The organism is Salipiger mucosus DSM 16094 (assembly GCF_000442255.1).
Taxonomy (GTDB): Bacteria; Pseudomonadota; Alphaproteobacteria; order Rhodobacterales; family Rhodobacteraceae; genus Salipiger; species Salipiger mucosus.
Genome location: NZ_KE557283.1, coordinates 11,005 through 24,137, shown reverse-complemented (window position 1 = coordinate 24,137; position 13,133 = coordinate 11,005). Strand labels below are relative to the sequence as shown.

10 protein-coding genes and 1 pseudogene are annotated in these 13,133 nt (G+C 59.2%); 8 read left to right on the top strand and 3 right to left on the bottom strand.

The genetic code is table 11. From position 1 onward, the window contains the following. A partial coding sequence (locus SALMUC_RS22495) for a transposase (RefSeq protein ID WP_342663045.1) occupies nucleotides 1–299 on the top strand: 299 nt, incomplete at its 5' end. A 472-nt stretch (nucleotides 300–771) separates the two neighbouring features. Here SALMUC_RS22495 and SALMUC_RS22490 read toward each other — a convergent pair. From SALMUC_RS22490 to SALMUC_RS31315, 3 genes are all read right to left on the bottom strand, one after another. Next, nucleotides 772–3,063, bottom strand: coding sequence for an AAA family ATPase (locus SALMUC_RS22490; RefSeq protein ID WP_021120839.1), 2,292 nt, complete (start codon nucleotides 3,061–3,063; stop codon nucleotides 772–774). A 295-nt stretch (nucleotides 3,064–3,358) separates the two neighbouring features. Then, the gene (locus SALMUC_RS31320) at nucleotides 3,359–4,132 is read right to left on the bottom strand and encodes a topoisomerase DNA-binding C4 zinc finger domain-containing protein (RefSeq protein ID WP_245584735.1); all 774 of its coding nucleotides are present in this window, start codon (nucleotides 4,130–4,132) and stop codon (nucleotides 3,359–3,361) included. Then, a complete protein-coding gene (locus SALMUC_RS31315) occupies nucleotides 4,041–5,048 on the bottom strand; it encodes a UvrD-helicase domain-containing protein (protein ID WP_281168879.1) in 1,008 nt (335 codons plus the stop codon). Before SALMUC_RS31315 ends, SALMUC_RS31320 begins: the two co-directional genes overlap by 92 nt. Here SALMUC_RS31315 and SALMUC_RS31305 point away from each other — a divergent pair. The 7 genes and pseudogenes from SALMUC_RS31305 to SALMUC_RS28500 form a co-directional block, all read left to right on the top strand. Beyond that, nucleotides 4,989–5,180, top strand: a pseudogene (locus tag SALMUC_RS31305) (ATP-binding protein); the annotation flags it as partial. The gene SALMUC_RS31315 and the pseudogene SALMUC_RS31305 sit on opposite strands and share 60 nt — an antisense overlap. Before the next feature lie 394 nt (nucleotides 5,181–5,574). Then, nucleotides 5,575–6,987 (top strand): hypothetical protein, encoded by a 1,413-nt coding sequence (locus SALMUC_RS22480; protein ID WP_020043536.1) that lies wholly within the window; start codon nucleotides 5,575–5,577, stop codon nucleotides 6,985–6,987. Nucleotides 6,988–7,138: 151 nt separating this feature from the next. Further along, nucleotides 7,139–7,960 (top strand): hypothetical protein, encoded by an 822-nt coding sequence (locus tag SALMUC_RS22475; protein WP_020043535.1) that lies wholly within the window; start codon nucleotides 7,139–7,141, stop codon nucleotides 7,958–7,960. Between the two features lie 174 nt (nucleotides 7,961–8,134). Then, nucleotides 8,135–8,938: a restriction endonuclease gene (locus SALMUC_RS22470; protein WP_020043534.1), complete on the top strand. Its 804-nt coding sequence runs from the start codon at nucleotides 8,135–8,137 to the stop codon at nucleotides 8,936–8,938. An 11-nt stretch (nucleotides 8,939–8,949) separates the two neighbouring features. After that, nucleotides 8,950–9,729 carry a Hachiman antiphage defense system protein HamA gene (locus SALMUC_RS22465; RefSeq protein WP_020043533.1) on the top strand — a complete coding sequence of 260 codons (780 nt, stop codon included), beginning with the start codon at nucleotides 8,950–8,952 and terminating at the stop codon, nucleotides 9,727–9,729. Continuing rightward, nucleotides 9,713–12,880 carry a DEAD/DEAH box helicase gene (locus SALMUC_RS22460; protein WP_021120834.1) on the top strand — a complete coding sequence of 1,056 codons (3,168 nt, stop codon included), beginning with the start codon at nucleotides 9,713–9,715 and terminating at the stop codon, nucleotides 12,878–12,880. The genes SALMUC_RS22465 and SALMUC_RS22460 overlap by 17 nt, the downstream gene beginning before the upstream one ends. After that, the coding region (locus tag SALMUC_RS28500; RefSeq protein WP_245584648.1) for a transposase at nucleotides 12,840–13,133 on the top strand (294 nt) is incomplete at its 3' end. The genes SALMUC_RS22460 and SALMUC_RS28500, both read left to right, overlap by 41 nt.

Genomic DNA, 13,133 nt, shown 5'->3' with positions numbered 1-13,133 from the left:
GCACGGCGATCATCCCGATCCGCAAGAATGGCCGACCGTGGAAGGATGATTGCCCAGCCGCCCGGGCCCGCAACGAAACCCTGCGCGCCACACGTCACTACGGTCGGGCGTTCTGGAAACGGTGGACGGGATACCACGCCCGCAGCCGCGTGGAGGCCAGGATGCGATGCCTGAAGGCCTTCGGCGAGCGCATCGCCGCACGGGATCCTGATCGGCAAACCGCCGAAATCCACATCCGGGTCGCCCTTATCAATCGCTTTAATGCCCTCGGCACCGCCGAGATCGTCCGCGTGGCCTGAAACTAAAGGGGAAAGGGGAAGTCACGCCTCAAGCCGCCTTTCTGCAACAATGCCCAGCAGCAGAGAAAGTCGGGAACGTCCGCACTACAGACCTCGGATCGTTCAAAATGCTGCGGCCTGCATGAACGGCCGATTCGGTGAAGCTGCAATGTGGCGTCCGATCTCAAGCTCAAAGACTGGTCTGGGCCGGGAGTTAAGCCGAGCCTCCGAAAACACGCGTGTGCCGCTTGCAGCGCCGCCACATGACCGCTTGGCGCCCTTTTTGCCGTCGGGGACCCGCAGCGATTTCGCGCGTGCAGATGGGCGCGTGCGTCGCGATCGGCCCTGAGCTGACGTTCAACGCCCCTCATGCCCACACCCGCTTCGGCTCCAAGTCAGCTGGTTTTCAGGGCTTCAAGGGGCGTCGCCATCGATTCAAACGCTCGTGCAGCTAATTTGTTGGCCGAGCTTTCCTTGGACTTTTGGGCTTTTTTCACGCGTCCTTGCATTGCTTGCGGATCGCCTTGGTATGGTCGGCGTCCGACGCCGCCATCAGTTCGAGCAGAGCGGCGTTCGCATCCCGCGTCTCCTCGATCGTCATTGAGGAATGTGAGACGAGATCGTCGAGGCTATCAGAGTGTGATTCTACTTGGATCAAGCGGTCTAAGGCCTTGATACGGATGTCGTCGATATCTGGGCACTTCTTTGTCAGGGCTTCGAGCTTCTGTTGCAGGGGGTGGCTGCCCGGAACCTTGAAGGCGAGGAAAACGTCCAAAACCCGCCGGATCACATTGGGCATCATAAACCAGTATTCCGAGTATTGGCCACCAACCGCTTCGAACTGAAGCATCTTGTGGCAAAGGAAGTGGTATTCGGAGTCGTAAGCGCGTAGTTGGGACGGCAGTTCAACAATGCGGGCACTTCTGGCTTCTGTGCCCTCGGGCATTGAAACATCGAGAAATAGCAGCGCGGCTGTCGGAGGGTCTGCCTTAGCCTGGTTCCGCCAAGCTTTCTTGAACTCGTTCATGCAGTGCTGATTGTGGGTCAAAATGAAAAGCTGGGCAGCTCCGGTCAGGCGCGAGCGGATAAGCGAGCACGCATAGTTCATGGCCTTGGTGTCGAGGCTTGAGATGGGATCGTCGATGACGAGGATCAGGTCTTTGAGCGATTGCCCGTCGGCCTCCAGTGATGAGATGAAGTAGCAGAGCGCGATAGCAGTCTTCTCGCCTTCACTGGGCGGACCTTTAACGATCTTGTTGTGGCGACGTAGCTCGTATCCTCCGTCGACCGCAAATATCGTCAGTTCACCGTGGCCCAGGTAGGCGCGAACAAGCTTCGTGATCTGGTCGGCGGCCGGGCCATGGGTCCGCACCTTGGCACTGAGTGCAGTAATATCGCCTTCCAGCGTGCGGATCTCTTCTTCTAAAGAGCTCACGCGACCATTCGCTTCTTTCAGCGAATTTTTGAGCGCGGCGTAGTTCTCGTGACCTTCGGCCAGATAGTGCTTCTTGATGGCCTCGCGGGCGTCGTCCTGTCGTTTAGCAAAATCCACAGACGCTTCGTTGTGCTCGCTGATAACGGCATTTTGCACAGCGATGGCTTCTTTGAGGGCTTCGCTCCGTGCCGCGATCTGATTGGGGCTCGGCAGATCATGCGTAATGGGTGTGGTTGGCTGTTCCACACGGGCAGAGAGAATGCGGCACGCTTCCTCGATGAAAGGGACAAAGTCGTTCAGGAAGCTGTCTGTGTCATGGCGAGCGGTAGCGTAACGCTCCGCAAGCTGCAATTCGAGTTCGGCAGTCTTGGGCCAAGCGCCTGAAGCGGATCGGATCTCGGTCAGAAGTGTTGAAGCCTTCTCGCCCGCGTCTTTCAACTCTCCAAGCAGCTTTGAGAGCCGGTCGTCCAGTGCCTGAGCGAGTTTCTGTTTTCGAGCGTCGCTGATCGTGTTGCCGCATAGCAGGCAATTTTCCAGGTCGTTCGCGCTGTGAAAATCATGCCCGGTCTTCAGCCAAGGAACCATAGCAGGGTGGTTTTCCATTTCGTCCAGCACCACCGTCCCAATACTCAGCTCAGCGAAGTGCCGTGCGCCTTCCACCGTTTTCCGAATGGCATCAACTTCTATTGAGATGGCATTCAGAGCCGGCGGCGGCGCTGTGAGGCGGGCTACATCGACAAGAGCAGTGAGGGCCTCAGCCTCCAACCTCGCGTCTTTGTCGTATGATAGCGTTTCATAGTCCTTCTCCAGCTGTCTGGCCTCGTACCTGCGGTTGCCCAGATGCAGCGATGCCGCAACCAGCTTGGCCCGTTCTGTTCGGTAGTTCTTGAGCGCCTTTTCGCGCTCGTCAGCAATTTTTTTGTCTGCGTCCCGTGACCGCTCCTTGTCCGCGAGTGTCTGCTGAGCAGCATTGAGTTCGGCCGCAAGATCGGACTGCTCTTCACTAATATAGAAAATCGACGATGCGCGGCCCTCTTTCCACTCCAAATTTCGCGCGATGAAATCCTCATTGAATACGCGGACGTGGCTCTCAAGGCCTCCCAGTGCGTTTGGAGCCTTGAACGTTGCGCCGCCATCGAGTGCAATCTCAAAGCTGCAGCCTGACGGAAGATTTCCGTGATGCTTCCCCTCCTCAAGGCAGGCAAATAATCTCGACAACGTGCTCTTGCCGGATCCATTGAAACCGTAAACGAGATTAAACTGGCGGAATGGGGGTATGTCGTCTCGTGCAGCTTTATCTGCCAAGACGCCGACGCCGCTCAGCGTCTTTATTGTTGCAATTGCAGCCATGCACACCACCCTTCCTGCACATTTTGCGGCAATGCCAGCTCATCGCATTCGAGAATACCAAAGTGCCTTGTGATTGAAATCCCCCTTGTAGCATACGGAGATGATTGGGGGTTCCGGTCTCGCCCTTGCGTCAAGACGCCCTGTCTTCCTCTCAGTCCAAAACCGGCCGTTCGCGCATGCAGCAGCGAATGCCCGCTTCCCGCCCTTCCATTTGGGCTTGGGTGTGATGCCGCTTTTTGCAAGAAGGGCATCGAGGGGCTGTCAGGGGCCTTTGTCGCAGATCACACCGATAGCGTCAGGATCGAGCGGTCTCAGCATGTCGTGCGCTTTTCTGCAGCTTGGCTTTTCCATCGCAGTCCGGGAAGCGAACACAACTGAGAAACGCTCCATATCGGCCGCGCCGTTCGACAAGCCATCCTGAGTCACAACTCGGGCAAGCCTGCTGGGTCTCGCCGCAATCACCGCAAACCAGATCTCCACCGGTTCGGGAACGGACCGGAAGGCCAACACCGCAGGCTGGACACGCGGGCATGCGACTGCCGCAGAGCTTCACATGCTCGCAGCGATACCAGTCGCGACCGTCCTTCCCAGGCATGTGGAGTAGACGCCCACTGCATCCTGGACAGGTGTGGGTGTGCTTCTGAGCCTCCAGGGGCACGACCACGCCGAACTCGGGCTCTTTCATGAGCTCTTCGACGAAGGCCGAGGGCCGCGCCTCGGACGCGAGGATGGTAACGGTCCGCCGGGCGCGGGTCACGGCGACATACATGACGCGCCGTTCTTCGGCATTCGGATATGGCTCCGCCTCGGGTGAGACGAGACTGAGCAGGGGATCGTCGACGATCATCGACGGGAAGCCCATCTTGGCGTTGTCGGCGCCAAGGATGATGACGTGATCGGCCTCCAGGCCCTTCGACGCGTGAATGGTCTTGAAGTTAATAGTCGCCCCGGGGTTCTGGCGCTGAAGCCGCCCGACATCAGGCCTCAGGAAGCGATATCGCCCAAGGATCAGGATGGAAGGTTTCCCCGCCCCCCTTGCCTTCAGTAGCGGAAAGAGCAGCCACGGCATCGTTCAAGGCCTTCTCCCCGGTGTCGCGGCGCGTCCATGCGATCCTGATTGACGGCTCGTCCGTCTCGCCCGCGGGGATCACCATCTTCGTGATCTGCGCGGGGTTGCGCAGAACGAAGCGGCGGGCGGCCAATGCGATTTTGTCGACGGACCGGAAGGTCCGGCCGAGGTCGACGGTGCGATGGACGCCAGTGGCCCCTGCATAGGCGCCGCCGAATTCCGCGCCGAAGTTGCGCATGATGTGGATGTCCGACCCGGCGAAGCGGTAGATCGACTGCCAGTCGTCGCCGACGGCAAACACCTTGGCGTCTGAATGCTGGCGTTTGAGGGCCTGAATCAGCTTCGCCCGTCCGGTCGAGATGTCCTGGAACTCGTCGACGAGGATGTGCCGGAACGGGCTCTGGTAGCGTCCGCTTTCGACGAGGGCCGTGGCGCGGTTCACCATGTCCTCGAAGTCAATGCGGTCGCCCAGGCGCGCCTGATACTCCCGGAAAACGGCGCCGAAGATCTTCAGGAATGCTTCGGCACGCTTCCCCATCTCCAGCGTTTGCGCCTTGTCCGAACAGTCCTCAACCCGGTAGCCGCCGTTCTTGAAGTGACGCAGGAAGGTGCCCATCAGCGAGGTAAAGCTGTCGACCACGCCGACCTCGGCCACACGGTCGTAGACCTCGATGTCCGGGATCGGCCGGAGCGTGACGTGGGGTTTGTTCGAGGTAACGAACAGCGCGCCGCGCTCATAACGGCGGCTCACCAGCTGGAAGAACAGATGCGCCGCGTCCGGCTCGAAGGGCAGATAGCCGAGTTCGTCGACAATCAGCAGCTTCGGCTTGCCGAAAAGCTCAGGGCCATCGGAGAATGGGGCAGCGTCTTCGGCGATGCGGTCGTCGCCACCGCGATCCTCGACCGGATGCTTCACCACAGCCACGTGATCACCATCCGGGGCGAAAGCTACCGGCTGCGCGAAAAGCGCCGGAGCGGCCTTTTGCAAAAGGCCGCTCCGGCGCATCCCACCATCAACACGTCAAACAGCGAGGGGGTCAGTTCTTAGTGTCGCCGGGGGGTCAGTCCCTGATGTCGCTGGACAGCATGCGCAAAGGTGGATGCTGCCAATATGGCAACGGAAATTGATTTCTCTATGAAAGCACTGACCGACACGGCGCGACGCCACATCCGGGTGTTCAGATACACCAGTTTCTTGACCGTTTTGCCTTGGGCCTCACGGTGGCCGTCGTCCTGCTCGCGTTGAAGGATCGCGGCATGGACCTATTCCAGATTTCGCTGCTCTTCGGTATCTACTCGCTCACGACCATGGCGAACGGACCTGCGCAGCTGCGGCGAAGTCCTCGAATGCGACCAGAAGGCCCCGCGAAAGCCAACCTTGGCAACCCGTGTTCAATCTGGCACGGTGCGGGAGCATCAATAGAAGCGCTAATAGGTTAAATTTGAAGGAAATTTCCGAACTCCGCTTCAACGCAATTGCCGGCTACGCCCGACACCCGAGGGCAGTGCTGACTGGCGAGGAACTGGCTTACTACGAGGCAGAGGATGGGAGCATTCTCGGCCTGCTCATCAGGGATCGGACAGACGGTGACTTCGCGGGAATGGCCTTTGGCCGGGACGCGAAACTGCGCTTTCGGTGGACTTCCATGACCAATTTCCTCGATAGCCCGGAACTGGCGCACGACGCATTGGCAGAACTGATGACCAACTTGCTCGATGAGCCGGACGAGTTTCATCACCAAGGCGATGAAAAGGGTGAGCCAGTCGATTTCTTCACTCCTGTACACCCACCGGAAGTCTTGCACCCGGACTTCCAGCAGGTCGCATCCGGAATTGGGTTTTTTCCTGCCCGGGGCATAATCGAACCCATGATGCGGTGGCATGAGGATCTCGATGGAAACTTCGTGGAGCAGTTCCAGTCCACCGCTTTCGACCAGCGGATTTGGGAACTTTACCTTTTCGCAACGCTCATCGAACTCGGGTTTTCCTTGGACGCGGCGCATGCTGTGCCCGACTTCATCGGCACAAGCTTGTCCGGGTCCATCGCCATCGAAGCGGTGACGGTTGGACCGACCCGGCGAGGCGCTGAAATCGTTCCGCAACCGCCCGTTGAGACCGAGGAACAGATCGAAGCGTATCTGCGGGACTATATGCCGATCAAGTTCGGCAGCCCATTGTTCAGCAAGCTGAGGAAGAAATACTGGGAGAAGGAGCAGATCGCTGGTGTGCCGCTGGTGTTTGCGATCGCGGATTTCTCATCGCCCGGCTCCATGGTCCATACCCGATCCGCACTCGAGCGATATCTCTACGGGTACTCCTTTGATGCGGCACGCGACGAGCAAGGAAGAGCCGTAGCAAAGCCCACAAGAATCATTGAGCACCGCTGGGGAGACAAGGTGGTGCCCTCTGACTTCTTTAATATTCCGGACTCGGAACATGTCAGCGCCGTTATCTCCACAACTGCGGGCACGATCTCAAAATTCAATCGAATGGGGATTCTGGCCGGGTTCGACGCGGGCGACGTTTTGATGACGCGCACTGGCACTGTCGTGGACCCCGACCCCGAAGCGAGGAACCCGCTGCTCTTTAAGGCGATCGTGAACGCCAAAGGGTACCATGAGAGCTGGGTGGAAGGGCTCAACGTCTATCACAACCCCCGCGCCATTATCCCGCTTGAGGAACACCTCATGCCTGGTGCCGCGCATCACCATTGCGACGCGGAAGGCAACTGGACAACAATAGCGCCTCGCTTTCATCCTCTGGCATCAAGTACCGAAATCCTGGGCGGCGTGAATGTCGCTCAAGCGCTCGCGCATTTTGAAGGTCCGGCGATCCAGTTCTGGAAAAAACCTTAGTGGGAGTCTTGTCTTGACGGTACCTTCTCCAGATTATTTTCTTCGACCGGAACCTGCTATGCGGGAATTGGTCATTTGATTAACAGTATAATCGTCGAGAATGCGCTCAACCGGCCGTCGTCGCGATCGCTGACGTGGGCATAAACTCGCTATGGAGCAAGAAGACGATTTTCTCACCTCGATGTATATTGAATATCGCAGGGCCTTCAACGGAAACGAGGCGTTTGCGCCGTTGATGCCCTATGGTTGGTACAAGCCGCCCCAGACAATCCGGCTGGATACGGAATTCGGCCTTCAACAAATGGCTTATCGCGATCTCGCGGATGATGCTGCCCGCGACCTCGCAAACGGAATCAATCACCTGATCGATCTCACGAGGCGTCTGGAGGCTTGGCGAAGTGTCATAGAGGGGCTTGATATCAAACAGAAAAACCAATTGTTGCATGAATTCGTACAGGATTTAGCTTCGATGGCGCTGCTCAGCCCATACACTCTCAAGGCCAGGTTCTACTTTGCGATTGCGCATCTGTCCCATCAGGCGAACTGTGTTTCCCAAGGAGATCAATGGAGAGACGATCGTGCAGCTCTGCCCGAGGATTGGGCAATCAAGGAAGAAGTGGCAGCCAAGGCCGCCAAACCTTGGCTATCATGGAGGAAGCTGAACAGGGCACTCAACAAAGTCGACATGGGCGACTACAAGACAGCCACGGGTGATTTCCGGAGCAAGCACACCCACAGGTTCACGCCGCGGGTCGAGCTTGGACTGTCCCAATCGGTCAAGCGTATTTGGCCGAAAGACGGAAAGGAGCCCTTCTATGGAATCGGCGGCACGCCGCCACTTAGTCTGGTGACAGTAGTTGGAGAACTGAAAACCCAATGCCTCCGCCTGTCGGCATGTTACGCCGAGTTTCAGAAACTTGTCGCGGAGCAGAGCGAGTCTTTGTTCGCGAACAGCTCCGGAACCCGAGACTGAGGTTTCAGAAAGGCTTGCGTTTGATGAAATACCGAAGAGATTCGCGGTATTTCTGACAGTCATCAATAAGTTATTGGATTTAGACGCTGGGGAGGACATTCTATTAGCAAGATACGTTCCATAGACTTACGCCTTGTCGATGATCTCGTTGGCTTTGTCCGAGGCCCAGGCTTCGTGCTCGATTTTTCTGACACGAGCTTTGCGGAGTTTTTCGCATCCGAGCTGCAGGTCAACATCGATGATCCCAAATTCTTCGCGAACGGTGGATCTAAGGGGAAGCGACTGCGCTACTTCCTGCAACACTGTGATGACCCCACAGCCTTGCGCGTGCTCGCCGCACTCTGGGAGCACCGCTGCGAATATCTCGCCCGCAGCGGCGCAAAGGACCCGGTGGCGAACGCCGATTTGCGGTATCAAGGTTTGATCGACCGTCTCTCCGGCGGCGTTTCGCCAAAGCCGATGCAGCCCGCACCCGCGCCCGTCGTCGATCGCCAGAAAATCGCGAACATCAAGTCTGAGCTGCTGCGGGTCTCATCGCTCAGCGCACAGACACGCGGCTTCGCTTTTGAAAGATTCCTCAAGGGTCTGTTCGATGCCTTCGGCCGTGCCGCCCAGGAGCCCTTTCGGCTGCGCGGTGAGCAGATCGATGGCAGCTTCCAGCTTGGCAGCGACACCTATCTTCTGGAAGCAAAATGGCGCGGCAAGCCAATCGGGGTTGCCGATCTCCACACTTTCCATGGCAAGATCGAGCAGAAAGCGGCCTGGACGCGGGGCCTGTTCGTGAGCATCAGCGGTTTCTCCGAAGACGGCCTCGTCGCCTTCGGGCGAGGTAAGCGTGTCATCTGCATGGAGGGCCTCGACCTCTATGAGATGCTTGATCGGGAAATACCGCTCAACCAAGTTCTGGAACGCAAGGTGCGGAGGGCTGCTGAAACCGGCATGCCCTTCCTTCGCGTTCGCGACCTCTTCCCAGGCTGAAAAGGCGGCGCATGGTACAGTTCAACGATTGGTGCGACTCCGCTGACACGCCGCTTGGCAATCATCACGTTCGGGTCATGACGGGCCGCCCGGCGGACGTTGCGACCGGCATCCAAGTGACCGCTACGGCCGTTCCCGCCCACTACGCCGCCGAGGAACGCATCGCCGCAGCGCTTGCGAGGCTGGGCAAGGCCGCTGCCGCGCAGATGATCTCTGATCTTCTCCCACAATCGCCGCAGATCCGATCAGGCGACCTTGGTGAGATTTACGCTACGGAATGGATCGACGCTCACAGCGGCTATCGCGCGCCAATCAAGCGGCTGCGCTGGAAGGATCACCGCAACATGGCGATGCGCGGCGATGACGTCATTGGCATGATTATCGATCCGGCAACACAGCGCCTCCGCTTCCTGAAAGCGGAAGCCAAGAGCCGCATCAACCTTCGTGCCCAGACGCTGCAGGAGGCACGGACCGGTCTGGATAAGGATGGCGGCCTTCCATCGTCGCATGCGCTGTCCTTCATCTCAGCCAGGCTGATGGAGCTGGGCACCGATGCGCCTCTGGTGGACGCCATCGACGAGGCGCTCTATCGGCATGGTATCCCGCCAGAGAGCGTGAAGCATCTTCTCTTCACCTTCTCCGGGAACTCCCCAAAGGCGCTACTGACACAGGCGCTGCAGGCCTATGCAGGTCCGATCGGGCAATGGGGTGTCGGCCTTCATGTAAACGGCCACGCCGCCTTCGTCGGGGCCATCTACGATAAGGTCATAATCGATGCCAACCAGCGTTGAGGCGATCACAGCCGCGATTACCGAAGCGGCAACGGCAGGCTTCCGTGGCAGGCTGATCGCACGAGGTCAGGCACGCGCCATGATCTGGCGTGATGGTGTTCTCCCGCCTGAATCGCCCGCCTTCTCGCCGCAGCTCAGCTTCGATCTCTTCAGCTACGCTTATGGTTTGCTTGGGCTTGGGCTTCGCCTCCGCGAACTGGATGGAGATCCGAGCCAAGCTCGGGTCGCGTTCGAGCAGGCGGCGACGGCTCTCGAGTCAGTCATGGCCAAGGGCAACCGCGACGAAGCAGACCGCGACTTCCATTTCGTCATAGCGGCGGCCAGCTACCACCTCGCGCACCTCTCTGCCCGTGCCTATTCCCTCCTTTCGATCGTGACTGCTGAGGAGAATTTCTCACCGATTGAACAGGCGCTCGCGCTGTTGATGCGCCGAGATATAAACGAATTGCGGACACTCGTTTATGCTTTCCGCTTGGATGGCCGAGGATCAGACGCGACCATCACGGCGCTCTTCCAGCAGCGTCTCGCCGAGGCCGCTCCTCCAGACGCGCCGGAGCGCGATGGACAGGATTTTCTCTTTGAGGGCCTGGATCTGGCGCTGACGGACGCCTTCTTTGGCGCCTTCGCGACGTTCCTCCTCGCTCTGGATCGCGGCGAGCGTGCTCTTCTTGACAGGGCGATCGCCCAGCTTCGCGAGAATCTGAACATTTGCGGAGAACTGAATCTGTTGCCGCAATGGTGGGTTCATAGGCTCGCCATCCATTTGCTTTCCGATCTCTGGTCGAACACCTTCCACGAAAAGGTTCCAACCCTTCCCGCTGGCGACGCGGCCGCAGCTTGGGGCAACCTTCGTGACCTTTTCATCGCTCTGCTCGCTCGCCGTGCAAGAGCTGAAGTCGACCTTTGGCCCTCCCAGACCGAGGCGGCGTCTCGCGCTGTCGATCAGACCGACAATTTGGTCGTCTCGCTGCCCACCAGCGCTGGCAAAACTCGCATCGCCGAGATGACCATTCTGAGATGTTTGGCAAGCGGGCGGCGGGTCATATTCGTGACCCCGCTTCGCGCATTGTCGGCGCAGACCGAAGCTACGCTCCAGCATACGTTCGGACCACTCGGCAAGACCATCTCCTCCCTCTACGGTAGCATTGGGGTCTCCAGCTTCGACGAGGATGCCATCCGCGGGCGCGACATCGTCGTCGCGACACCTGAAAAACTTGATTTTGCTTTGAGGAACGACCCGTCACTGCTCGATGATGTCGGCCTGCTCGTGTTCGACGAAGGCCATATGATCGGTCCCGGCGAGCGCGAAGTTCGATACGAGGTCCAGATCCAGCGCCTCCTACGTCGTCAGGACGCCGATCAACGCCGCATAGTATGCCTGTCGGCTATTCTTCCAGACGGCGACCAAATGGAAGACTTCTCGGCGTGGCTGCGCCGCGATCAACCGGGAGATCCAATCAAGAACGATTGGCGCCCGACGCGTCTGCGCTTCGGCGAGGTGATCTGGAAATCGCCCACAGCGCGCCTCAATCTTCGCGTCGGCGAGGAAAGGCCCTTCGTCCCCCGATTTCTCACCGGCGCGGCGCCTCCGCTGTTTGTACCGCCGAAGAGGCTTCGCACCAGGCTCTTCCCGGACAGTCAGCAGGAACTGAGCCTTGCAACCGCATGGCGCCTCGTCGGCGACGGTCAAACCGTGCTGATCTATTGCCCGGAGCGCCGGAGCGTAGAACCCTTCGCCAAAGTCATCATAGACTTGCACGCACGCGGCGCACTCGCGTCGTTGCTCACTGTCGATCCGGCCACCCTGCAGACCGCCATCGCGCTCGGTGAAGAATGGCTTGGGCCGAACAGCGACATCCTAAACTGCCTTCGAATTGGTGTGGCGCTTCACCATGGCGCCCTCCCAACGGCCTATCGCAAGGAAATCGAGCGCCTTTTGCGTGAAGGTGTGCTTAAGGTCACGATCTCATCGCCTACTCTGGCGCAGGGCCTCAATCTGTCTGCAACCGCCGTCGTCATGCACTCGCTCTACCGGCATGGCGAGAAGATCAAGGTCTCCGAATTCAAGAACGTCATAGGTCGCGCTGGCCGGGCCTACATCGATGTCGAAGGCCTTGTCCTCTATCCCATATTTGAGGCCGCGAAGAACAAGAAGCACGGCGAATGGGTCGAGTTGATCGAAGATCTCGGTGCCCGCGAGATGGAAAGCGGACTCATCCAACTTATCTGGTCTTTACTCAACCGCATGCACGCGCGACTTGGCGGGAATTTCGACCAATTGATCGACTATGTCGTCAACAACGCCACGGCATGGACCTTCCCTGAGGTCGCCGGCGAGAAGCCCGAAAAGCGCGAGCGGGCGCACAAAGAGTGGGAGCGTCATATGGCGACCCTCGACACCGCAATTCTCAGTCTCTTAGGCGAGGCCGATGTCCCCGATGACCAGATCGAGGCTGCGCTCGACGATACCCTTCAATCGTCGCTCTGGCAGCGTCGCCTGCTCCGCATGAGCGATGCAGCGCGGGCGGCTTGTCGCACGACGCTGCTCACCCGGAGCCGCTTCATCTGGGCGAATTCGACCGCTACCAGACGGCGCGGCTACTTTTTGGCCGGGCTCGGCCTCGAAGCAGGACATGCGCTTGACGCAATTGCGCCCGAGGCGAACGACCTCCTCATACAGGCCAACGCAGCCCTCGCGGCTGCGGATCATGAGGCGGCAATCGCTGCGATCACCGGCATTGCCGAGCGGGTGTTTGCCTTCTATCCGTTTGAGCCCGACTCATTCCCGGCAAATTGGCGCGACATCCTCAGATGTTGGCTGCTTGGGCAGCCGTTGGCGGCGATTGTCGCCGGCCAGGAAGCCGAGGCGTTGCAATTTATCGAAGGCGGCTTGGTATACCGCCTGCCTTGGGCCATGGAGTCTTTGCGCGTCCGTGCCGCTGCCAATGGCGATGTGGTCGGCATCTTCGAGCTGCCGTTGGATACTTTTGTAAGCGCTGTCCCGCGGTCACCTTCCGCGATGTTTCGGCGAATGCGAGAGCATCCTTATCGTGAGTTAGGGAGTGCGGTTCGCAATGTGCGCTACAAATGCGTTTCTCAGATCGCTCGGTGTGGAGATCTACGCGTCCGGACACCGGCGCTGGCCGGATGAGGCGAAGGCGCAGGCAGTCGCCGAGACGCTCCAGCCGGGAATGACGGTGAACGATGTTGCAACGCGGTTCGGTATCCAGCCGAACCAGCTGTCGGCGTGGCGGCGCATGGCGAAGGACGGCAAGCTTGTCCTGCCGGCCGATGAGGGCGCCGGAGATGAGGCGGTGTTCGCGCCTCTCGTGGTGTGTGACGCGGGGTCTCCTGCGCCAGAGGCGGAGAGCAGCGCCGTGGGGCGCGATATCCGGCTCGCTGTC

Bases quoted from the DNA above. Each gene is read 5' to 3' on its own strand.
- SALMUC_RS22465 (WP_020043533.1), top strand. From the start codon at position 8,950: ATGGTACAGTTCAACGATTGGTGCGACTCCGCTGACACGCCGCTTGGC.
- SALMUC_RS22490 (WP_021120839.1), bottom strand. From the start codon at position 3,063: ATGGCTGCAATTGCAACAATAAAGACGCTGAGCGGCGTCGGCGTCTTG.
- SALMUC_RS31320 (WP_245584735.1), bottom strand. From the start codon at position 4,132: ATGCCGTGGCTGCTCTTTCCGCTACTGAAGGCAAGGGGGGCGGGGAAA.
- SALMUC_RS22475 (WP_020043535.1), top strand. From the start codon at position 7,139: ATGGAGCAAGAAGACGATTTTCTCACCTCGATGTATATTGAATATCGC.
- SALMUC_RS22460 (WP_021120834.1), top strand. From the start codon at position 9,713: ATGCCAACCAGCGTTGAGGCGATCACAGCCGCGATTACCGAAGCGGCA.